Source organism: Crystallibacter degradans, from assembly GCF_012952295.1.
Taxonomy (GTDB): Bacteria; Actinomycetota; Actinomycetes; order Actinomycetales; family Micrococcaceae; genus Crystallibacter; species Crystallibacter degradans.
Genome location: NZ_JABBCH010000011.1, coordinates 75,447 through 96,754 on the forward strand (window position 1 = coordinate 75,447; position 21,308 = coordinate 96,754).

Annotated in this window: 16 protein-coding genes and 2 tRNA genes; 2 read left to right on the top strand and 16 right to left on the bottom strand. The window is 63.2% G+C overall.

Annotation, left to right across the window (positions count from 1 at the left end; genetic code table 11):
- Nucleotides 1-45 precede the first annotated feature (45 nt).
- From ndk to HGO92_RS16320, 6 genes are all read right to left on the bottom strand, one after another.
- The gene (ndk, locus tag HGO92_RS16295; protein ID WP_169996656.1) at nt 46-462 is read right to left on the bottom strand and encodes a nucleoside-diphosphate kinase; all 417 of its coding nucleotides are present in this window, start codon (nt 460-462) and stop codon (nt 46-48) included.
- Nucleotides 463-532: 70 nt separating this feature from the next.
- Nucleotides 533-1,000, bottom strand: coding sequence for a DUF4233 domain-containing protein (locus tag HGO92_RS16300; RefSeq protein ID WP_169996658.1), 468 nt, complete (start codon nt 998-1,000; stop codon nt 533-535).
- 3 nt (nt 1,001-1,003) lie between these two features.
- Nucleotides 1,004-2,356 carry a bifunctional folylpolyglutamate synthase/dihydrofolate synthase gene (locus HGO92_RS16305; protein ID WP_169996660.1) on the bottom strand — a complete coding sequence of 451 codons (1,353 nt, stop codon included), beginning with the start codon at nt 2,354-2,356 and terminating at the stop codon, nt 1,004-1,006.
- Nucleotides 2,353-5,640, bottom strand: a complete 3,288-nt coding sequence (ileS, locus tag HGO92_RS16310; RefSeq protein WP_440915782.1) for an isoleucine--tRNA ligase — start codon at nt 5,638-5,640, stop codon at nt 2,353-2,355. Before ileS ends, HGO92_RS16305 begins: the two co-directional genes overlap by 4 nt.
- 348 nt (nt 5,641-5,988) lie before the next feature.
- Nucleotides 5,989-6,732: an SDR family NAD(P)-dependent oxidoreductase gene (locus HGO92_RS16315; protein WP_169996663.1), complete on the bottom strand. Its 744-nt coding sequence runs from the start codon at nt 6,730-6,732 to the stop codon at nt 5,989-5,991.
- An 18-nt stretch (nt 6,733-6,750) separates the two neighbouring features.
- Entirely contained in the window at nt 6,751-7,110 is a 360-nt protein-coding gene (locus tag HGO92_RS16320) for a DUF488 domain-containing protein (protein ID WP_169996665.1), read from the bottom strand.
- Nucleotides 7,111-7,213: 103 nt separating this feature from the next.
- Here HGO92_RS16320 and valS point away from each other — a divergent pair, with 103 nt between their 5' ends.
- Nucleotides 7,214-9,835, top strand: a complete 2,622-nt coding sequence (gene valS / locus HGO92_RS16325; RefSeq protein WP_169996667.1) for a valine--tRNA ligase — start codon at nt 7,214-7,216, stop codon at nt 9,833-9,835.
- Between the two features lie 292 nt (nt 9,836-10,127).
- On the opposite strand, the gene HGO92_RS16330 is transcribed toward valS, so the two are convergent.
- The 10 genes from HGO92_RS16330 to HGO92_RS16375 all read right to left on the bottom strand — a co-directional run bounded on the left by HGO92_RS16330 (nt 10,128) and on the right by HGO92_RS16375 (nt 18,400).
- Nucleotides 10,128-10,748: a mycothiol-dependent nitroreductase Rv2466c family protein gene (locus tag HGO92_RS16330; RefSeq protein WP_169996669.1), complete on the bottom strand. Its 621-nt coding sequence runs from the start codon at nt 10,746-10,748 to the stop codon at nt 10,128-10,130.
- 56 nt (nt 10,749-10,804) lie between these two features.
- A complete protein-coding gene (gene clpX, locus HGO92_RS16335) occupies nt 10,805-12,097 on the bottom strand; it encodes an ATP-dependent Clp protease ATP-binding subunit ClpX (RefSeq protein ID WP_169996671.1) in 1,293 nt (430 codons plus the stop codon).
- Between the two features lie 51 nt (nt 12,098-12,148).
- The gene (gene clpX, locus HGO92_RS16340) at nt 12,149-13,441 is read right to left on the bottom strand and encodes an ATP-dependent Clp protease ATP-binding subunit ClpX (RefSeq protein ID WP_169996673.1); all 1,293 of its coding nucleotides are present in this window, start codon (nt 13,439-13,441) and stop codon (nt 12,149-12,151) included.
- 206 nt (nt 13,442-13,647) lie between these two features.
- A complete protein-coding gene (locus HGO92_RS16345; RefSeq protein ID WP_169996675.1) occupies nt 13,648-14,322 on the bottom strand; it encodes an ATP-dependent Clp protease proteolytic subunit in 675 nt (224 codons plus the stop codon).
- A 51-nt stretch (nt 14,323-14,373) separates the two neighbouring features.
- A complete protein-coding gene (locus HGO92_RS16350; protein WP_169996759.1) occupies nt 14,374-14,973 on the bottom strand; it encodes an ATP-dependent Clp protease proteolytic subunit in 600 nt (199 codons plus the stop codon).
- 252 nt (nt 14,974-15,225) lie between these two features.
- Nucleotides 15,226-16,662: a trigger factor gene (gene tig, locus HGO92_RS16355; protein WP_169996677.1), complete on the bottom strand. Its 1,437-nt coding sequence runs from the start codon at nt 16,660-16,662 to the stop codon at nt 15,226-15,228.
- Nucleotides 16,663-16,716: 54 nt separating this feature from the next.
- Nucleotides 16,717-16,789: transfer RNA gene (locus HGO92_RS16360), tRNA-Pro, on the bottom strand.
- A gap of 111 nt (nt 16,790-16,900) precedes the next feature.
- A tRNA-Gly gene (locus HGO92_RS16365) sits at nt 16,901-16,971 on the bottom strand.
- Between the two features lie 62 nt (nt 16,972-17,033).
- Entirely contained in the window at nt 17,034-17,921 is an 888-nt protein-coding gene (locus HGO92_RS16370) for an Fpg/Nei family DNA glycosylase (protein ID WP_169996679.1), read from the bottom strand.
- A 5-nt stretch (nt 17,922-17,926) separates the two neighbouring features.
- Nucleotides 17,927-18,400 carry a ribose-5-phosphate isomerase gene (locus tag HGO92_RS16375; RefSeq protein ID WP_169996681.1) on the bottom strand — a complete coding sequence of 158 codons (474 nt, stop codon included), beginning with the start codon at nt 18,398-18,400 and terminating at the stop codon, nt 17,927-17,929.
- Nucleotides 18,401-18,661: 261 nt separating this feature from the next.
- Here HGO92_RS16375 and pepN point away from each other — a divergent pair, with 261 nt between their 5' ends.
- Nucleotides 18,662-21,214, top strand: a complete 2,553-nt coding sequence (gene pepN / locus HGO92_RS16380) for an aminopeptidase N (RefSeq protein WP_169996762.1) — start codon at nt 18,662-18,664, stop codon at nt 21,212-21,214.
- Nucleotides 21,215-21,308 lie beyond the last annotated feature (94 nt).

Sequence of the window (21,308 nt, forward strand, 5' to 3'; positions counted from 1 at the left end):
GTACGCGGCCTTTGCCGTTGCGGCCGGAGACCGGCTGCGGGAGGTTCAGCTGAACCAGATACCGATCTCGCGCTCGGCGGATTCAGGCGAATCCGAGCCGTGGACGAGGTTCTGCTGGACCTTCAGGCCCCAGTCACGTCCGAGATCACCGCGGATTGTCCCCGGTGCCGCCGCCGTCGGTTCCGTGGATCCGGCCAACGAACGGAAGCCTTCGATCACGCGCTGCCCTTCGAAGACAGCTGCCGCAACCGGCCCGCTAAGCATGAACTCCACCAGCGGCTCGTAGAACGGCTTGCCGACGTGCTCGGCGTAGTGCTGCTCCAGCAGTTCACGGGTTGCGTTGACCAGTTTCAGCTCGACGAGCTTGTATCCCTTGGCTTCCACCCGGGTCAGGATGGTTCCGGTCAGCCCGCGGGTCACACCGTCCGGCTTGACCAGTACAAGAGTGCGTTCAACGCTCACGTTTTCTTCTCCTCAAATCGCTTCAGTTCTGGCTCGAGAGCCCGTTCAATCCTATGCGAACGGGCCGGGGCTAGTTTCCGGATGCCTCCGGGCCGGGCGTTGGCCCGTCCTGCGGGTGGGTCCGTTCCCATTCGGCCTGCTCGGCGTCGCGCTGGGCATTCTCCCGGTCCAGCCGCATGCCCGTCCTGATCCCGTACCACCACGTCAGCGCGAACAGCACGCCGACAACAAACATCATCGGCTCGACGAATCCCGTGGCGATGATCAGCAGCTGCAGGATCCAGCCCAGGGCGATTCCGGCCGGCTTGCGGAGCAGCGCGCAGCAAAGAACCAGCACCAGCGCCAGCGCAATACCGACGCTGAGAATCACCGGCTGCGGGAAGCGGTCCTTGTGCAGCCCGAAAGCCACGAGTGTCCCGAAGAACACGACGAAGGCCTCCAGCAGGAGCACGGTCGAGGCGAACATGACCTTGATGGAACGCCGCTTCTTCGGCATGTCCGGACGCCATTCACGTTGTGCTTTTGTCAGTTTCGCCATGTGTTATTTCCCCAACAGTATGCGTGCGTCGGCCACCAAGGTGATGGACCCCGTGATCAGGACTCCGCCGGCAAGGTCGTTCTGTGATTCGGCCCGTTCCACCGCCCACTCAATCGCGTCGTCCAGCTTCTGGGCCACGTGGATGGAACCCTCGGCAAAGCCGGCGGCCATCGCATCTTCCGCCAGTTGCTCCGCCGGGATGGCGCGCGGCGAGTTGGATACCGTCACGCAGATCTCGTCCACCAGATCGCCCAGGTGTTCCTTCAGCTGCTCGAGCAGACCGATGGCATCCTTTTCCCGCAGCACACCGACGATCGGCACCAGCCGCGAGAGGTTGAAGGCCTCTTTCACTGCGGCCGCCGTCGCGCGCATGCCATCCGGGTTGTGGGCCGCGTCGACAATCACGGTAGGCGCGGTCCGGAGCACTTCGAGGCGGCCCGGCGAGGTCACCTGGCTGAACCCTTCGCGCAGCAGCTCGATGTTCAGTTCCTTCACGCCGCCGCCCAGGAACGCCTCAAGGGCGGCCACGGCTACCGCGGCATTCTGCGCCTGGTGCGCCCCGTGCAGCGGCAGTAGCAGGTCCTCGTAGCGTCCCGCCAGACCGGCGATGGTCAGCTGCTGTCCGCCGACGGCCATGAGCCGGGACTCGACGCCGAATTCGACGCCTTCGAACCGGAACGGCACGCCCACGTCCTGGGCTTTCTCCAGCAGCACCTGGGCCGCATCGGCCGGCTGGGCCGCGCTGATCAGGAAACTGCCGGGCTTGATGATCCCGGCTTTCTCCAACGCGATCTCTTCGGTGGTCTCCCCCAGCAGGTCCGTGTGGTCCAGCGAAATCGGCGTGATGACGGAAACCTGGCCGTCGATCACATTGGTAGCATCCGTGATGCCGCCAAGTCCCACTTCGATGACCGCCACCTCGACCGGCTCGTCCGCGAAAACGGCGATGGCCAGAATGGTTACGCACTCGAAATACGTCAGCCGCGGCTCGCTGGCAGCGGCCAGTTCGGTATCAACGATTTCGAGGTAGGGACGGATTTCATCCCAGATGCGCACGAAGGTCTCGTCCCTCACAGGCTCACCGTCGATGCTGATCCGCTCGGTCACCTTGGTCAGGTGCGGGCTGGTATAGCGCCCGGTCCGCAGACCATGGGCGCGCAGTCCAGCTTCAATAATGCGGGCCGTGGACGTCTTGCCGTTCGTACCGGTCAGATGGATGCTGGCGAACGCCTTGTTCGGCTCCCCCAGGATCTCCATGGCCCGGTAAAGGGGCTCCATCCGTGGCTCCATCTTGTTTTCCGGAGCACGGCTGAGCAGTTCTGCGTAGACACTCTCTACGCCGAATTCGTCGCTCATGATTTTCCCTCGACCTTCTCGACAGTGACTTCCTGGCCGTTGTCCGAGGGCACCAGCACCAGCTCGACGGTCAGTGTTTCTTCGGAAACCAACGACTCATGCATGCCCAAGGCATCCAACACCGGCTGCTCCGCACTGACTGTGGTGCGGATCCTGTCGCTGACCACCAGATCGGCGTCCTTGCGGGCTTGCTGGATGGTACGGACAAAGTCACGCGCCACACCCTCGGCTTCCAGATCGCGGGTCACTTCCGTGTTCAGCACCACGAAACCGCCACCGGGCAGCACCGCGACCGAGGCAGAACCTCCACCGGCGCTGTCCGTCACGACCGTCTCCAGCGTGTATTCCTGCGGCTGGAGTTCCAGCCCACCCGCGGTGACCGTACCGGCGTCGTCCACGGACCAATCTCCGGATTTGGACGCCTTGATGGCGGTCTGGACGTCTTTGCCCAGCCGCGGGCCTGCGGCCCGGGCATTGACCACCAGCTTCTGCTCGATGCCGAACTCCTCGGGGGAAGCGGTACCGGCGTCGATCAGGCGGACGGACTTGATGTTCAGCTCGTCCTTGATGATGTCCTCGTATCCGCCGGCCAGCTCTTCGGCACCGGCAGCGACGACGGTCAGTTCGGACAGCGGCAGCCGCACCCGCAGGTTCGCTGCCTTGCGCAGGCTGGAGCCCGCGGAGCAGATAATCCGGGTGCTCTCCATCCGGGTGACCAGATCCTCCTTGGCGGGGAACATACCGGCGTCGGGCCATTCCGCGAGGTGCACCGAACGGCCTCCGGTGAGGCCGCGCCAGATTTCCTCGGTCACCAGGGGAAGCAGCGACGCCGCGGAACGGCACACCGCTTCGAGGCAGGTGAAGAGCACGTCGAACGCGTCCTGGTCCTCGTCGAAGAACCGCTGGCGGCTGCGGCGCACGTACCAGTTGGTCAGCGTGTCCAGATACTCGCGCAGCGCGTCGCAGGCTCCGGAGACGTCGTAGCTGTCCAGGCTCTCCGTGATGGAGCGGACCAGGTCCCCTGTGTGGGCCAGGATGTACTGGTCCAGCGAGTCCAGGGACTCGATCCGGGCGGTGTCGCCGGCAACGGACTTCGCCTCGTAGCCGGCACCGTTGTCCGCGGTGTTCGTGTAGAGCTTGAAGAAGTGCCACACGTTCCACAGCGGCAGGATGACCTGGCGGACGCCGTCACGGATACCCTGTTCGGTGACGATGAGGTTGCCGCCGCGCAGGATCGGCGAGGACATCAGGAACCAGCGCATCGCGTCGGAACCGTCGCGGTCCAGCACCTCGGAGACATCCGGGTAGTTGTGCAGACTCTTGGACATCTTCTGCCCGTCCGAACCGAGCACAATGCCATGGCTGATCACGTTGCGGAACGCCGGCCGGTCAAAGAGCGCGGTAGCCAGGATGTGCAAGGTGTAGAACCAGCCGCGGGTCTGGCCGATGTACTCGACAATGAAGTCACCCGGGTTGTGGTGCTCAAACCAGTCCTGGTTTTCGTGCGGGTAGTGGACCTGGGCGTACGGCATCGAACCCGAATCGAACCAAACGTCCAGCACATCCTCCACGCGGCGCATGGTGGACTGGCCGGTGGGGTCGTCCGGATTGGGCCGGGTGAGTTCGTCGATGAAGGGCCGGTGCAGGTCCGGCTCGCCCGCCTCGTTCAGCGGCAGCCGGCCGAAGTCGGCTTCAATCTCGGCCAGCGAACCGTAGACGTCCTGGCGCGGGTAGTCCGGGTTGTCCGATTCCCACACCGGGATGGGGCTGCCCCAGTACCGGTTGCGGCTGATGGACCAGTCGCGTGCATTTTCCAGCCACTTGCCGAACTGTCCGTCCTTGACGTTGTCCGGGATCCAGTTGATCTGCTGGTTCAGCTCGACCATCCGGTCCTTGATCTTGGTGACCTCGACGTACCAGGAGGAGATGGCGCGGTAGATCAGCGGATTCCGGCAGCGCCAGCAGTGCGGATAGCTGTGCTCGAAGCTGGCCTGGCGAACCAGCCGGCCCTGGGCCTTGAGGACACGGGTGATAGGCTTGTTGGCCTCGAAGACCTGCAGCCCGGCGATCTCCGAGAGCGGCCCCTCGCTGAAGTAGGGCAGGAACTTGGCGCCCTCGTCCACGGAAACAATGACGGGGATGCCGTGGGCTTCGCAGACCCTCTGGTCATCTTCACCGTAGGCCGGGGCCTGGTGCACCAGGCCGGTACCGTCAGTGGTTGTCACGTAGTCCGCCACGACGAAGCGCCAGGACGTCCCGGTACCCCATTTCTCGGCGTCCGTGTAGTAGTCCCAGAGCGGCTCGTACTGCAGGCCATCCAACTGGGCGCCGGTGTAGGTGGCGGTGACAGCGTCGGCCGCGGCAGCGCCGTCGTCGTACCCCAGGTCCTTCGCGTAGCTGGCCAGCAGGTCCTGCGCGATGAGGAACTTCTCCCCCTCGGCGGTGCTGCCGTTGGGCCCAACAGGGACCACAGCGTAGACGATTTCAGGCCCGACGGCGAGGGCCTGGTTGGTGGGCAGGGTCCAGGGCGTGGTGGTCCAGGCCAGGGCGTTGACACCAACCAGCTCGCGGCTGAGCGCGCTTTCACCCGCGACGATCGGGAAGGTCACCGTGACGGTCTGGTCCTGGCGGTTCTTGTAGACGTCGTCGTCCATGCGCAGCTCATGGTTGGACAGCGGCGTTTCGTCCTTCCAGCAGTACGGCAGCACGCGGTAGCCGCTGTAGGTCAGGCCCTTCTCATGCAGCTGCTTGAACGCCCAGATCACCGACTCCATGTACTCGACGTTGAGCGTCTTGTAGTCGTTCTCGAAGTCCACCCAGCGGGCCTGGCGGGTCACATAGGCCTGCCACTCGCTGGCATACTTCATCACGGAAGTGCGGCAGGCATCGTTGAACTTGTCGATGCCCATGGTTTCGATCTGCTGCTTGTCGGTCATGCCGAGCTGCTTCATCGCTTCCAGCTCGGCGGGCAGGCCGTGGGTGTCCCAGCCGAACCGGCGTTCAACCCGCTTGCCGCGCTGGGTCTGGTACCGGCCGACAATGTCCTTGACGTAGCCGGTCAGCAGGTGGCCGTAATGCGGCAGGCCGTTGGCAAAGGGCGGGCCGTCATAGAAGACGAACTCGTTGGCGCCGTTCTCGCCGGCGTCGCGCTGGTCGATGGAGGCCTGGAAGGTGCCGTCTTCTTTCCAGTACTTGAGCACCAGTTCCTCGATCTCCGGGAACTTCGGGGAGCTCTGGGCAGCGGCTGCGCCGGCGGTGGTGGCCTTGGGATAAATCTGGGGCATATTCGTCATCCTGGAAAGACAGCTAGCAAGCGTGGACACTTCCTGCGAGGACGTGCTCTGAACCAAGCAGCCGTGCCAGTTGTCTCAACTCGCCCGGCGGCCGGGAGCGGAACCCGCGGTACCACCTCACTTGCTGACCTCCCCGGGCTCCTCACGGGAACCTGAAGGGGCAGCCCCTCATTCACTGCTGTGACGGGCTTACCCGTCCGGTTCTACTGGGTGCCGCGCCGGTTGGCACGGAACCGTTCTTCCGGAAGCTCACCGGTGATGGCCGGGTCCAAGCTGTTGCCTTCCAGTTTAGATGGCTGCGGGCTCCAATGTCGAAACATCGGCGGCCGGGTGCCCGCTTCAGCGCCGGATCAGCTTGTGTGCCGCTGCCTGCGCGACCGGCCGGATGACCACTTGGTCCAGATTGATGTGATGCGGCAGATTCAGCGAATAGGCGACGACGTCGGCCACATCGGCAGCTACCAGGGGCTTGTCCACGCCCTGATAGATCTTGTCGGCTGCGGTCCGGTCACCGCCGAGCCGGTTGAGCGAGAACTCCTCGGTGCGGACCAGACCCGGGGCAATCTCGATCACACGGACGTTGTGTTCTGCCTCTTCGAGCCGCAGCGTGTTCGCCATCGAGTGCTCCGCGAACTTGGCCGCCACGTACCCGCCGCCGTTTTCGTAGGCGGCCAGTCCCGCCGTCGACGTCAGCAGCAGCACTGAACCTTCGCCATTTTCGCGCAGTGCCGGGAGGAATCCCTGGATCATGCGCAGCGTGCCGAGGACGTTGACGTTGTACATGTGCTCCCAGTCGGCCAGTTTGCCCTCAAGCATCGAGTCCGTGCCGAAGGCGCCGCCGGCGATGTTGACCAGCGCATCGATTCCGCCGGTTGCCAGCACATTCTTGACCAGACGGTCCACGGAGGCAGCATCGGTAATGTCGGCGGCATATGCGGTGGCTCCGGTTTCGGCGGCCAGGTCTTCGAGCCGCTCCGCTCGACGTGCGACCGCTATCACGTCCCAGCCGCTGTCACGCAGCGCCTTCACCGATGCCTTGCCAATGCCTGAACTCGCCCCGGTCACTACTGCACGTTTAGTCACAGGACCAGCGTAAACAGGTCAGGTGCTCAATCGCGCGTTTAAGTACGCGTTTAACACAACTGCTTGGTTGTGCTCCTCGTCCTTGGCACCGAAGAGCAATGTCATCGAGTCATGTTCCCCGGCGGCATCGATCAGGACCTGGACAGCGTCCGACTGCTGCAACTCCTTGCGGTAGGCCTGGGCAAAATCATCGAATTTCTTCGGATCGTGGCCGAACTCTTTGCGGAGCCCGTCAGAGGGACCGACGTCTTTGAGCCAAAGGTCAATATGTGCGTCTTCCTTCTTGATGCCCCGCGGCCACAGTCGGTCCACCAGAACCCGGTATCCGTCCGCTGGATCAGGTTCTTGATAGATGCGTTTGATCCGGATGCTTCCCATAGCCGCATGCTACGCCGGACGGCGTGCTTCCGACAGAAGCCATGCCAGCAGGCCCGGACGTCGGATATGAATCTGCTCCCGCTGTCATGGGAGAATGACCCCCATGGCTGAACATGAATCGGGCACAGACACGCCCGCAACCGTAAATGTCCCCGACAAGCCGGCCCTCGAAGGCCTCGAGGCTGTCCTCACCCAGCGGTGGCGCGAGGAAGGAACCTACAAGTTCAACCCGGACACTACCCGGGAACAGGTCTACTCGATCGACACTCCCCCGCCGACCGCGTCGGGTTCGCTGCACGTGGGCCACATGTTCTCCTACACGCAGACAGACGTTCTGGCCCGTTTCCAGCGCATGCAGGGCAAGAACGTCTTCTATCCGATGGGCTGGGATGACAACGGCCTGCCTACCGAACGTCGCGTACAGAATTTCTACGGTGTCCGCTGCGATCCGTCCGTGCCGTACAACCCCGATTACCAGCCGCCGGCCAAGCCCGCAAAGAACCAGCGTGATTTCGACGTCGTGTCCCGGCGGACTTTCATCGAGCTCTGCGAAGAACTCGCCGTCGAGGACGAGAAGGTTTTTGAAAACCTCTTCAGCACGCTGGGCCTTTCCGTCGACTGGGAACTGACCTACCGGACCATCGACGACGTTTCCCGTTCCGTCTCCCAGCGTGCCTTCCTGGCCAATCTGACCGCCGGTGACGCCTACATGGCCGAAGCCCCGACGCTGTGGGACGTCACGTTCCGCACTGCCGTTGCCCAGGCGGAGCTCGAAGACCGGGAAATGCCCGGTGCGTACTACCGTTACGCCTTCGAAACGCCGGCCGGCGAGAAGATCCACATCGAAACCACCCGGCCCGAGCTGCTGGCCGCGTGTGTGGCACTCGTCGCCCACCCCGACGACGAGCGCTACCAGCCGCTGTTCGGCACGAAGGTGAAATCCCCGTTGTTCGGCGTCGAGGTAGAGGTCAAACCCCACCCGCTGGCCAAGCCCGACAAGGGCGCGGGCATCGCCATGGTCTGTACTTTCGGCGACCTCACAGACGTCACCTGGTGGCGTGAACTGCAGTTGCCTACCCGGGCCATTGTGGGACGGGACGGCCGAATCGCAGCCGAGACGCCGGAGTGGATAACTTCGGACGAGGGTAAGGCCAACTTCGCCGAGATCGCCGGCAAAACCGTCTTCTCCGCCAAGGAAAAGGTTGTCGAGTTGTTGGACGCAGCCGGAGAGCTGGACGGAGAGCCGAAGAAGATGTCCCATCCGGTCAACTTCTACGAAAAGGGCGACAAGCCGCTCGAAGTCGTCACGTCGCGCCAGTGGTACATCCGCAACGGCGGCCGCGACGCAGAACGCCGGGAGCGGCTGATCGGCCGCGGTCGGGACATCGAGTTCCACCCGTCCTTCATGCGCTCCCGCTACGAGAACTGGATCGAAGGCCTCAACGGTGACTGGCTGGTCTCCCGCCAGCGTTTCTTCGGAGTTCCGATCCCGGTCTGGTACCCCTTGGACTCCGCAGGAAACCCGGACTACGACAATCCGGTGCTGCCGGCTGACGAGATGCTGCCGGTGGATCCGGCCGCGGAAGCAGCCCCGGGTTACGACGAATCCCAGCGCGACGTTCCCGGCGGCTTTACCGGGGACGCCGATGTCCTGGATACCTGGGCCACCTCCTCGCTGACCCCTCAGATCGTGGGCAAATGGAGCCGCGACGAAGAGTTCTTCGGCAAGGTCTTTCCGTTCGACCTGCGTCCGCAGGGCCACGACATCATCCGGACCTGGCTCTTCTCCACGGCTGTGCGCGCGGACGCGCTCAACAACTGCGCACCGTGGAAGCATGCCGCGATCTCCGGCTGGATCCTGGACCCGGACCGCAAGAAGATGTCCAAGTCCAAGGGCAACGTCGTGGTTCCTACGGATGTCCTCGAGCAGTTCGGTGCTGACGCGGTGCGTTACTGGGCCGCTTCGGCCAAGCTGGGCGCAGACACGGCCTATGAAATCGCGCAGATGAAGATCGGCCGCAGGCTGGCCATCAAGCTGCTCAACGCCTCCAAGTTTGTGCTGAATTTGGGGGCCACCGAAACGTCGGTCATCTCCTCCGACGCATCGGTGATCACCAACCCGCTGGACAAGTCGCTGCTGGGCCAGTTGGCCGATGTGGTCGAGCAGGCCACCGCGGCATTCGAGAAGTACGACTACGCCCGGGCGCTCCAGATCAGCGAGAGCTTCTTCTGGTCCTTCACCGACGATTATGTCGAGCTGATCAAGGATCGCGCCTACGGCGGTGCCGGGGATGCAGAGCAGGCGAGTGTGCTGGCCACGCTGGCCACAACCCTGGACGCCCTGCTGCGGCTCTTCGCTCCCTTCCTGCCGTTCGCCACTGAAGAAGTGTGGGGATGGTGGCGCGCCGGTTCCGTCCACCGCACCGAATGGCCGACGACGGCGGCGCTGTCGGGTATCGCCGCGGACGCCGACAAGGATTTACTCGGCACGGTCGGTCTTGCCCTCGGCGGCATCCGGAAGGCCAAGTCCGAGGCCAAGGTCAAGCAGCGCACCGAGGTCGTGACCGCTCTGATCAGCGGGTCCGCGAAGCAGATGGCACAGCTGGAAGCCGGTCTGGGCGATCTGAAGGCGGCAGGCAACGCCAGTGAGCTAAAGCTCACGGAGGCGGACGGTGAACTGGCGGTCTCCGGCGTCGAACTGGCCGCAGCTGGAGAGCCGGCGTAACAAGCCCTTAACGAGGGGAAGCCCCATCAGCGTTTAGCCGTTGGTGGGGCTTCGACTCGATGATTCGTGTAGTGACGTTCAGAATCTCCCGAACTCCGCAGAACTTCAGGTCTTCCAAGCCTCGTCACAGGCTGGCAGTTGGTGGAACTGAGTCCAGTCAACTTGTCTCTGAATCTTTGGTGTTCGTTCCCGCATCTTTTGGTGGATGCGTATAAACATTTATACTCCCCCGCAAGCCGACACGCCAGAGCATCCGGAATTTTTTCCGAAATATCTCCGGCGTGCCGCCGCATTAGTTGAACTCAGGACTGGTAGTGCGGGAACGCTTGATCTCATAGAAGTACGGGAATTCCGCCAGTGCGACGGCTCCGTCGAAGATCCGGCCAGCGGCATCTCCTCGGGGGATCCGGGTCAGTACCGGTCCGAAGAAGGCTGTCCCGTTGAATGCGACGACCGGAGTTCCGACCTCGTCACCCACCAAGCTGATGCCTTCCTCATGGCTGGCACGCAGCTGCTCGTCATACTCATCAGAGGTGGCATAGGTTGCCAGGTCCGTCGGAAGGCCCACCTCCGCTAGCGATGCCGCGATGACGGCTTCGATCTCCTTGTTGCCTTCGTCGTGGATGCGGGTGCCCATGGCGTCGTAGAGCCGCTTAACGTAGTCGGCGCCGTGCAGTTCCCGGGCCGCGATGATGACGCGGACGGGTCCCCAGGCGGTCTTCAGGAATTCCTTGTAGGTGTCGGGCAACTCGTCCCGGCCATCGTTCAGCACGGCCAGGCTCATGACGTGCCAGTCCACCTTGACCTCGCGGACCTTTTCAACCTCAAGCATCCAGCGCGAGGTAATCCAGGCGAACGGGCATGCCGGATCGAACCAGAAATCAACGGTCGACGGCGCGTTGTTATCGGGCATACTCGAAACTCCTTATTGTGGAAAATATTTGTCGTGCTTAAATGCGCAACCGGGGATCAGGCGGATTTGTTCCGGCGCATGGCTGCAACGTCCTGCGGTATCAGGATGGGATCGCCCTTGCCCTTGATGACGTCGCCGGTAATGGCCACGGAGGCGATATCCTGGCGGCTCGGCATCTCGAACATCACCGGCTGCAGCGCTTCTTCCACTATGGCCCGCAGGCCGCGGGCGCCTGTCCCGCGCTCAAGCGCGAGTTCTGCAACCGCTTCGAGAGCCTCCGGCTCGAAGGACAGCTCCACACCATCCAACTGGAACAGCTTCTGGTACTGCTTGATGAGCGCGTTCTTCGGCTCTGTCAGGATCTGGATCAGTGCCGCACGGTCCAATTTCGATACCGTGGCGATCACCGGCAGACGGCCGATAAACTCGGGGATCAAACCGAACTTCAGCAGATCTTCGGGCATGACCTGCCCGTGGCTGTCCACATCCTTGGAGACCTCGCGCAGCATTGCACCAAAGCCGACGCCCTTGCCTCCGGACCTACTCTCAACGATGTCCTCGAGTCCGGCGAAGGCACCGGCCACGATAAAGAGCACGTTGGTCGTATCGATCTGGATGGCTTCCTGCTGCGGCTGCTTCTTGCCGCCCTGCGGCGGGACGGAGGCGACGGTCCCCTCCAGGATCTTCAGCAGTGCCTGCTGGACACCCTCTCCGGAAACGTCCCGGGTGATGGAGGGGTTCTCGCTCTTGCGCGAGATCTTGTCGATCTCGTCAATGTAGATGATCCCTTGCTCGGCCTTCTTGACGTCATAGTCAGCGGCCTGGAGAAGCTTGAGCAGAATGTTCTCGACGTCTTCACCAACATAGCCGGCCTCAGTCAGGGCGGTCGCATCGGCAATGGCGAACGGAACGTTGAGCCGACGTGCCAGGGTCTGCGCAAGAAACGTCTTACCGCAGCCGGTTGGACCGACCAGCAAAATATTGGATTTGCCGACCTCGACGTCGCCCAGCGGACCGGCAGCGTAGGAATCAGGAGAACCTTCGGACACCCGAGCTGGCTGGGTACGTTTGTAGTGGTTGTAGACAGCAACCGCCAAGGCCCGCTTCGCCGGTTCCTGCCCGATGACGTACTCCTGCAAAGACTCAAAAATCTCCCGCGGCTTGGGCAGTTCGAAGCCGACAGGCTCTGCCGCTACGGAGAATTCCTCCGCAAGCATCTCGTTGCACAGCTCGATGCACTCGTCACAGATGTAGACCCCGTGGCCCGCGACCAGCTTTCGGACCTGTTTCTGGCTTTTAGCGCAGAAAGAGCATTTGAGCAGGTCGCCGTTTCCACCGATGCGGGCCATATTCCGTCCTCTACCTGGTCGTCTGTCTGGATTGTGCGGCGCCAGTTCCGGTCAGGCCGACTTGTTCCGCCGCTTGGCAACTACATCGTGGGAAATGAGGGAAGGCTCCCCCTTGCCGTTCACCACGTCGGCGGTAATCACGACGGCAGCGATGTCTTCGCGGCTGGGCAGGTCGAACATCACCGGCTGCAGGGCCTCCTCGACAATGGCGCGCAGGCCACGGGCGCCTGTCCCCCGCTCGAGTGCGAGCTGGGCCACGGCTTCCAGAGCCTCCGGCTCGAAGGAGAGTTCAACACCATCCAGTTGGAACATCTTCTGGTACTGCTTGATCAATGCGTTCTTAGGTTCGGTCAGGATCTGGATCAGGGCGGTGCGGTCAAGGTGCGATACCGTGGTGATCACCGGCAGACGGCCGATGAATTCGGGGATCAAGCCGAACTTCAGCAGGTCCTCCGGCATGACTTCGCCGTAGCTGTCGGCGTCCTTGCTGGCGTCGCTCAGTGGAGCACCGAACCCGATGCCCTTGCGACCGGCCCGTGAACCGATGATTTCCTCCAGTCCGGCGAACGCGCCGGCCACGATGAAGAGCACATTGGTGGTGTCGATCTGGATGAATTCCTGATGCGGGTGCTTCCGGCCGCCTTGCGGCGGAACGGATGCCACTGTTCCCTCCAGGATCTTCAGCAGTGCCTGCTGGACACCCTCTCCGGAAACGTCCCGGGTGATGGACGGATTCTCGCTCTTGCGCGAGATCTTGTCGATTTCGTCAATGTAGATGATCCCTTGCTCGGCCTTCTTGACGTCATAGTCAGCGGCCTGGATGAGCTTGAGCAGAATGTTCTCGACGTCTTCGCCGACGTAGCCGGCTTCGGTCAACGCGGTGGCATCCGCGACGGCAAAGGGAACGTTCAGCCGGCGTGCCAGGGTCTGGGCCAGATACGTCTTGCCGCAGCCGGTGGGTCCAATCAGCAGAATGTTGGACTTGCCGACCTCGACGTCGTCCAACGGGCTGGTGTCGGAGAGGTTCCCCGCGCTCTTGGGCGTGTGACCGGACTGGATCCGCTTGTAATGGTTGTAGACGGCAACGGCCAAGGCCCGCTTCGCCGGTTCCTGTCCGATGACGTATTCCTGCAGGAAGTCGAATATTTCACGCGGCTTGGGCAGTTCGAAGGAGCCGAGGTCCGAAACCTCCGACAGCTCCTCTTCGATGATCTCGTTGCAGAGCTCAATGCATTCGTCACAGATATAGACGCCGGGGCCGGCGATCAGCTTCCGGACTTGTTTCTGGCTTTTGCCGCAGAAGGAGCACTTGAGCAGGTCAGCGCTCTCACCAATGCGAGCCATATTCAGTCCCCTTACTTGGTCCTACTGGAATCGGTCAACGCCCGGGAGCAGCGTGCGGAGCTCCCATGCTCAGACGAATGAAGGCGGCTGACTTGCTTCCACTCTAAATCACTTGGCTGACAGTTTCAGTAACCACAGAGCCCGTGGTGCCATGTTAAGCACCACGGGCTGAGTAGATCAGCAATGAAATTGCCAAGTCACAATATTTAGGCCTTGTTGATGGCCGGCTTGTGAATCTTGCGCGAATCGAGGACCTGGTCGATCAGTCCGTAGGACAGCGCGTCCGCGGCCGCCAGGATCTTGTCGCGTTCGATGTCAACATTAACCTGCTCGGAGGTCCTGCCGCTGTGCAGTGCCAGAGTATCTTCAAGCCAGGAGCGCATACGCATGACCTCGGCTGCCTGGATCTCCAGGTCCGATGCCTGCCCGCGTTCACCGCCGCCGAGTGCCGGCTGGTGGATCAGCACGCGTGCGTTCGGCAAAGCCAGGCGCTTGCCCGGGGTACCCGCCGCCAGCAATACAGCGGCAGCACTGGCCGCTTGCCCGAGGCAAACCGTCTGGATCTCGGGACGGATGTACTGCATCGTGTCGTAGATGGCGGTCATCGCAGTGAACGAGCCGCCGGGCGAGTTGATGTACAACGTGATGTCGCGGTCCGGATCCGTGGATTCCAGGACAAGCAGCTGCGCCATGACGTCGTCCGCCGAGGCGTCGTCCACCTGCACGCCGAGGAAGATGATCCGGTCCTCGAAGAGCTTGGTGTAGGGGTCCTGGCGCTTGAAGCCGTAAGGCGTGCGCTCTTCGAACTGCGGCAGCACATAGCGGCTGGTCGGAAGGTTGGCTGCATGGCCGCCGGCAGCGGCAGCAAAATTGTGGTTCATCGTGATTCTCCTGCTTCTAATGATCGTAGGGGCGTGTCGCAGAACCTGCGATCATGAATCCTGTGAAGTTCCGCCGCCGCCGGTAACGCCGCCGGCGTGGGCCGAAATCTTGTCGAAGAAGCCGTACTCGAGCCCTTCCTCGGCCGTAAACCACTTGTCGCGGTCATTGTCAATGAGGATCTGCTCCACCGTCTGGCCGGTCTGCTCCGCGGTCAGTTCCGCCATGACCCGCTTCATGTGCAGAATCAGCTCGGCCTGGATCTTGATGTCGGACGCAGTACCGCCGATGCCGCCGGAGGGCTGGTGCATCAGGATGCGCGCGTGCGGGGTGGCGTAGCGCTTGCCCTTGGTTCCCGACGACAGCAGGAACTGGCCCATGGACGCTGCCAGACCGGTGGCGACCGTAACGACGTCGTTCGGAATGAACTGAATGGTGTCATAGATGGCCATGCCTGCCGTCACCGAACCGCCGGGCGAGTTGATGTAGAGGTAGATGTCCTTGTCAGGATCCTCGGCCGAAAGCAGCAGCAGCTGGGAACAGATGGCATTGGCGTTCTCGTCGCGCACTTCCGACCCGAGCCAGATGATGCGTTCCTTCAGCAGGCGGTTGTAGATGTAGTCTTCCCGTGTGGCCGGGTCGACGGTGGCCATCTTCGGAGTGGTTGATTCACTGGACATTCTGAAATACCTCTCGCTTGTCCCCACAGGCTTCACCGGTGTCCGGTGCAGTCCCCAGGTTCTTTTTCCTTCTTGGACACTAACGCGGATCAGTGCCCGTTTCTGCCTTATTCATGGGCTGTTCGCTGACGGCGCACCAGCGCACCGGGACGTAGCAGGCAGGTGGTTAAACGCGGCAACCGCCTACCCCGCGAAGGATAGGCGGCCGCCATGAAACTCTGCTGGTTAGGCCTTGGACTCGGCAGCGCTGTCGTCCGTGCTCTCCTCGGAAGCGGCCTCAGCCGGGGCTTCCTCGGCCGGGGCTTCGTCAGCCTGAGCGGCTTCTGCCTGGGCAGCCTGGATCATGTCCTCAACGTTCGGCTCTTCTTCACCAGCGGGGCGGACGAAGTCGCTGAGGTCAACCTCGGCACCGTTGGTGTCCGTAACCTTGGCCAGCTCCAGCACCTTGGCCAGGGCCTTGCGGCGGCGGACCTCGGAAACCATCATCGGCACCTGGCCGCTCTGGTCGATGAGCTGTGCGAACTGGTTCGGATCCATGCCGTACTGGCTGGCGGAGGAAACGATGTAGTCGATCAGTTCTGCCTGGCTGACGCCAACCTCTTCCTTGTCCGCTACGGCGTCAAGGATGATTTCGTTCTGGAACGCGCGCTCCGTGTTCTGGCGGACTTCAGCGCGGTGCTCTTCGGTGTCGTGCTCTTCGCTGCCGTCGCTGTTCTCCGGGCGGAAGTGCTGCTCGAGCTGCTCTTCAACCACGGATTCGGGAACGGGAACCTCAACGAGTTCCATCAGCTTGTCCAGCACCTTGTCGCGTGCTTCGACTCCCTGCTCCGTGACCTTGCTGGCGGCAGCCTGCTTCGCCAGGTCTTCCTTCAGCTCGGCAATGGTGTCGAATTCGCTGGCCAGCTGGGCAAAGTCATCGTTTGCCTCCGGCAGCTCGCGCTCCTTGACAGCCTTGATGATGACCTTGACTTCGGCTTCTTCGCCGGCATGCTCGCCACCGGCCAGCGTGGTCATGAAAGTCGCGTCTTCGTCGGCACTCAGGCCGGTAACGGCTTCGTCCAGGCCCTCGAGCATGGTTCCGGCACCGACCTGGTAGGACAGGTCAGCTGCGGAGTCAACCTCTTCGCCATTCACCTTGGCGGTGAGGTCCATGGTGATGAAGTCATCCTGGGCCGCGGGACGGTCAACGGACTTCAGCGTGCCGAACCGGCCGCGCAGGTCGTCCATGGCCTTTTCGACGTCGGCGTCGCTGGCTTCGGCAGCTTCAACGGTGACCTCGAGTCCGGAGTACTCCGGCAGTTCGATTTCGGGGCGGATGTCCACCTCGACGTGGAAGGACAGCTGGCCTTCGGTGGCAGCCGGGTCCGGGACCTCGGTGATCTCAACCTCGGGACGGCTCAGGGGGCGGATGCCGCTCTCCTGCACAGCGTTCTGGTAGAAACCGTTCAGGCCCTCGTTGATGGCCGTCTCGATGACATAGCCGCGTCCAACCCGCTGGTCGATGAGCTTGGAGGGAACCTTGCCCTTGCGGAAGCCAGGCACCTGGATCTGGGAGCCGATTGTCTTGTAGGCCTCGTCAATGCTGGGCTTGAGTTCCTCAAAGGGAACCTCAACATTGAGCTTGACCCGGGTGGGGGTGAGGTTTTCGACAGCGCTCTTCACAGCGTTAGAACTCCTGATAGCTATAGGGGTTGGATCTGCACCAAGAATACAGAGTCGGGGCGACAGGACTCGAACCTGCGATCTCCTGCTCCCAAAGCAGGCGCGCTAGCCACTACGCTACGCCCCGTAGTGCACGGCAAGTCTACGGCCTAAGCAGACTCCGTGCACAATCGGCGGCGGCAAAAGGACTGCCGCCTTAACGAAAAAGACGGACCGCTGCCGGCCCGTCTCATCGCAGAGGGGATGACGGGAATCGAACCCGCGTAATCAGTTTGGAAGACTGAGGCTCTACCATTGAGCTACATCCCCAGGACGTTGAAACTCTAGCATGACCACGGACCGGTTTCGCAAATCGGCGGCCCGCGCTCCGTTCAGGCCTGCTGGCAGTCCGGACACCAGTACAGCTTGCGGCTTCCCATCTCCGCCAGCACCACGTCAGTGCCGCAGACGCGGCAGCCGAGTCCCTGGCGCTGATAGACGTAGTGCGCGTTGTCCGGCCACACCGGCAGGCCACTGCCCTCGCGGTGTTCGGCACGCGTAGTGATGATCAGCCCGTCCCGGACACCGTCGCGCATGACCAGGGCGATGTCCTCCCACAGCAGTGCCGCTTCCTCGGCTGACAGGCTTTTGCCCGGGCGCCAGGGATTCAGCCCGCAGCGGAACAGCGTCTCCGCGCGGTAGATGTTGCCGACGCCGGCGATGACGTCCTGGCTCATCAGCAATGTGCCCACCGCGGAGCCTTTCGATGCCAGCCGCCGGACAAACTCGTCCGGGCCGGCATCCGGCTGGAGCGGGTCCGGCCCCAGTTTGGCGACGACGGCGGACTGCTCGCCTTCGGTGATCACTTCGCAGGCCGTCGGGCCGCGTAGATCCGCCCAGCCATGGGCTGATACGAGCCTCGCGCGCACCTGGCCCACCGGCTCCGGCGGGCCGTCGTACGCAAGGTGCGGATCGTCGTCGTACGCTTCACGCTCCCCTACCCGGCGCGGCGCGCCGATGCTGGAGGCGCCACGGAAGGTTTCGTCACCGCCGAAGTCCCAGGCGCCGTAGAGACCGAGGTGGACGCGCAGAATCAGCTCGTTGTCGAAGTGCAGGAACAGTTGCTTGCCGTGCGCGCGGGCAGCTTCCAGGATGTGTCCGTTGACCCTCTCCGCGCCGGCAGCGAAGCGGCCTTGCGGACTACTGACGGCGAGGCGCTGACCGCCAAAGACGGAATTGAACTGGGCGGCGAGGCGGTGGACCGAGTGGCCTTCAGGCATGTGCTTTAGGCGGGAACTTCGCCGGTGGTTTCGTACTCGGCGATCTTGCCGATCCGCCGCACGTGGCGTTCGGCGTTGGAAAACGGTTCGGCCAGGAACGCTTCGATGATGGCGGTAGCCTCGTCGACGCTGTGCTGGCGGCCGCCCACGGCGACGACGTTCGCGTCATTGTGCTCGCGGGCCAGCTTGGCCGTGTCCAGGTTCCAGGCCAGCGCCGCGCGTGCGCCCTTGACCTTGTTGGCGGCAATCTGCTCGCCGTTGCCGGATCCGCCCAGCACGATGCCGAGGGCGTCCTGGCCCGCGGCCTGGTCAGCCACTACCGCGAGGGCCGCGTTGATGCAGAAAGACGGGTAGTCATCCTCCGCGTCGTATTCCTTGGGGCCGTGGTCGACGACCTCGTAGCCTTTGCCGGTCAGGTGGTCGATCAGATGGTGGCTCAGCTCGAGTCCGGCGTGGTCGGTGGCAATGTGAACGCGCATATACGGTCCTTCAGGCGGGAGGGGCGGAAGAATGACGGCTTCAAGCCTACTCTGAACCAACGTGCTTGCTAGCGGCCACGGGCGGAACGGCGGCGCAACGGAACGGCAACTTTTTCCTTCATCGCATCACGCCGGTGCTGTACATCCGCGGGGGCGGTGAAAGAATGGCCGAACTATGCAAGGGTTCCTTCATACAGCCCCTGCACCCGCACAGTCCCCGCCGGGACCCGCTACGACACTGGAGGCATCACTTTGCCAGGTTTGAATCTGACCCGCGCCGAGGCCCGCGAGCGCGCCGCATTGCTCAACGTTGAGTCCTACGACGTCACTCTGGACCTGACCCGGGGCGAGAAGGTCTTCGGCTCCACGACCGTGGTGAAGTTCTCCGCGACGGCGGGTGCGTCAACGTTCATCGACGCCATCACGGATACGGTGCGCTCCGTAACGCTCAACGGTGTGGAGCTGGACCCCGCGGAGGTTTCCGACGGCGTCCGCATCCAGTTGCCCAACCTGGCGGCGTCCAATGTCCTGGTCATCGACGCGGATGCGCTGTACATGAACACCGGCGAGGGGCTGCACCGCTTCGTGGACCCGGTGGACAACGAGGTCTACCTTTACAGCCAGTTCGAAGTGCCCGATTCCCGCCGCATGTTCGCCGTCTTTGAGCAGCCGGACCTGAAAGCTGCCTTCCGGTTCACGGTGACGGCGCCGTCGCACTGGGACGTCATCTCCAACTCCCCCACGCCGGAGCCAGTCGCTGCCGGGTCCATCGAGGAAGGCGGCGCTGCCTCGACCTGGGACTTCGAGCCGACTCCCCGCATCTCTTCCTACATCACCGCGCTCATCGCCGGACCGTATCAGTCGGTGCGCAGCGAGCTCACCAGCTCCGACGGGCGCACGGTCCCGCTGGGCGTCTTTGCCCGCAAGTCGCTGATGCAGTACATGGACGCCGAGAACATCTTCGAACTCACGCGCCAGGGCTTCGCCTTCTATGAAAAGCAGTTCGGCACGCCGTACCCCTTCGCCAAGTACGACCAGCTCTTCGTGCCAGAGTTCAACGCCGGCGCGATGGAGAACGCGGGTGCCGTGACTTTCCTGGAGAACTACGTCTTCCGGTCCAAGGTGGCCGAGGCCTTGGTGGAGCGCCGCGCCATCACCATCCTGCACGAGCTGGCGCATATGTGGTTCGGAGACCTGGTGACCATGCGCTGGTGGAACGACCTGTGGCTGAACGAGTCCTTTGCCGAGTTCATGTCCACGCTCGCCGCCGCGGAAGCCACCGAGTGGAAGCAGGCCTGGACCACGTTCGCCTCAATGGAGAAGTCCTGGGCTTACCGCCAGGACCAGCTGCCCTCCACGCACCCCATCGTCGCGGACATCCCGGACCTGCAGGCGGTGCAGGTCAACTTTGACGGCATCACCTACGCCAAGGGCGCTTCCGTCCTGCGCCAGCTCGTGGCCTGGGTCGGCCAGGAGCAGTTCATGGCCGGCGTGCGCGAATACTTCAACAAGCATGCCTGGCAGAACACCGAACTGGAGGACCTGCTCTCGGAGCTTGAGGTTTCCAGCGGCCGCGACCTGAAGGAATGGTCCGCCCAGTGGCTGGAGACCGCCGGCGTCAATACGTTGCGTCCGGAAATCACAACGGACGACAGCGGCAAGATCACCTCGTTCGCGATCCTCCAGTCCGCCGTACCCGAGTTCCCGACCATCCGGCCGCACCGGCTCGCCGTCGGCTTCTATAACCTCGACGCCGAAGGCAAGCTGGTCCGTACCCACCGCGAGGAGCTCGACGTCGACGGCGAGCGCACGGAGGTGCCCGAACTCGCCGGCCTCGAGCGGCCCGCCCTGGTGCTGCTGAACGACGATGATCTGGCCTACGCCAAGATCCGGCTTGACGAGGTCTCCCTCGCGACGTCGAAGGTCCATGTAAAGGACTTCACCGAGTCCCTGCCGCGGACCCTGGTGCTCGCCTCCGCCTGGGATGCTACCCGCGACGGCGAAACCCCGGCACGGGAGTACGCGGAGCTGGTCCTGAACAACATCGCCTACGAATCCGATTCCTCGGTGGTGCTGGTGCTGTTGCGTCAGCTGGCAACCACGCTGGCCTTCTACGTCAACCCCGCGGACCGCAAGCGCCTGACCCTCGCTGCGGCTGACCGGCTGTGGGAACTCAGCCAAAGTGCCGAGGCCGGTTCCGACGCGCAGCTGCAGTTCGTCAAGGCCTTCGCGCTGCATGCCCAGACCGAAGCCCAGCTCGCCGCGGTAGCCTCGCTCCTCTCCGGCGAGCGCGTCCTGGACGGCCTCACCGTCGACGCAGACCTGCGCTGGGAGCTGCTGACGTCGCTGGTAGCCGGCGGCGAATTCGGGCAGCCGGAGATCGACGCCGAACTAGAGCGCGACGCCACGGCCACCGGCCAGCGCGCCGCTGCCCTGGCCCAAGCGGCCATCCCCACAGCCGACGCGAAAGCGGCAGCCTGGGACGCCGTCGTCGTTCGTGGTGATCTGCCCAACGCCACCCAGCAGTCCGTCATCGCCGGTTTCAACAGGGTCCACGACACCGCCCTGCTGGAGCCCTACGCGGCGGCGTACTTTGCCGCGGTCGAGGACATCTGGACCACGCGTACGCATGAGATTGCGCAGCAGATTGTGGTGGGGCTCTACCCCTCGCAGCTGGCCACGCAGTCCACCGTTGACCAGACCGACGAGTTCCTTAAGGCGCTCGGCACCGACTCGCCATCACTGCGGCGTCTGGTGCTGGAGAGCCGCGACGGAATTGTGCGGGCGCTGAAGGCCCAGGCCGTCGACAGGTAACGACGCCGAAAGACCGTCCACCGACGGTCGCACAGCTCAGGACATGCCTGCGGGACTGGTTCCCCGCAGGCATGTCCTGTCTATATTCTGGCTG

Coding starts and splice junctions, on each gene's coding strand:
- HGO92_RS16330 (WP_169996669.1), bottom strand. CDS start 10,748: ATGCCCGATAACAACGCGCCGTCGACCGTTGATTTCTGGTTCGATCCG.
- HGO92_RS16350 (WP_169996759.1), bottom strand. CDS start 14,973: ATGGCCACCGTCGACCCGGCCACACGGGAAGACTACATCTACAACCGC.
- clpX (WP_169996673.1), bottom strand. CDS start 13,441: ATGGCTCGCATTGGTGAGAGCGCTGACCTGCTCAAGTGCTCCTTCTGC.
- HGO92_RS16370 (WP_169996679.1), bottom strand. CDS start 17,921: ATGCCTGAAGGCCACTCGGTCCACCGCCTCGCCGCCCAGTTCAATTCC.
- valS (WP_169996667.1), top strand. CDS start 7,214: ATGGCTGAACATGAATCGGGCACAGACACGCCCGCAACCGTAAATGTC.
- HGO92_RS16375 (WP_169996681.1), bottom strand. CDS start 18,400: ATGCGCGTTCACATTGCCACCGACCACGCCGGACTCGAGCTGAGCCAC.
- clpX (WP_169996671.1), bottom strand. CDS start 12,097: ATGGCCCGCATCGGTGGAAACGGCGACCTGCTCAAATGCTCTTTCTGC.
- HGO92_RS16300 (WP_169996658.1), bottom strand. CDS start 1,000: ATGGCGAAACTGACAAAAGCACAACGTGAATGGCGTCCGGACATGCCG.
- HGO92_RS16305 (WP_169996660.1), bottom strand. CDS start 2,356: ATGAGCGACGAATTCGGCGTAGAGAGTGTCTACGCAGAACTGCTCAGC.
- HGO92_RS16345 (WP_169996675.1), bottom strand. CDS start 14,322: ATGAACCACAATTTTGCTGCCGCTGCCGGCGGCCATGCAGCCAACCTT.
- ileS (WP_440915782.1), bottom strand. CDS start 5,640: ATGCCCCAGATTTATCCCAAGGCCACCACCGCCGGCGCAGCCGCTGCC.
- HGO92_RS16320 (WP_169996665.1), bottom strand. CDS start 7,110: ATGGGAAGCATCCGGATCAAACGCATCTATCAAGAACCTGATCCAGCG.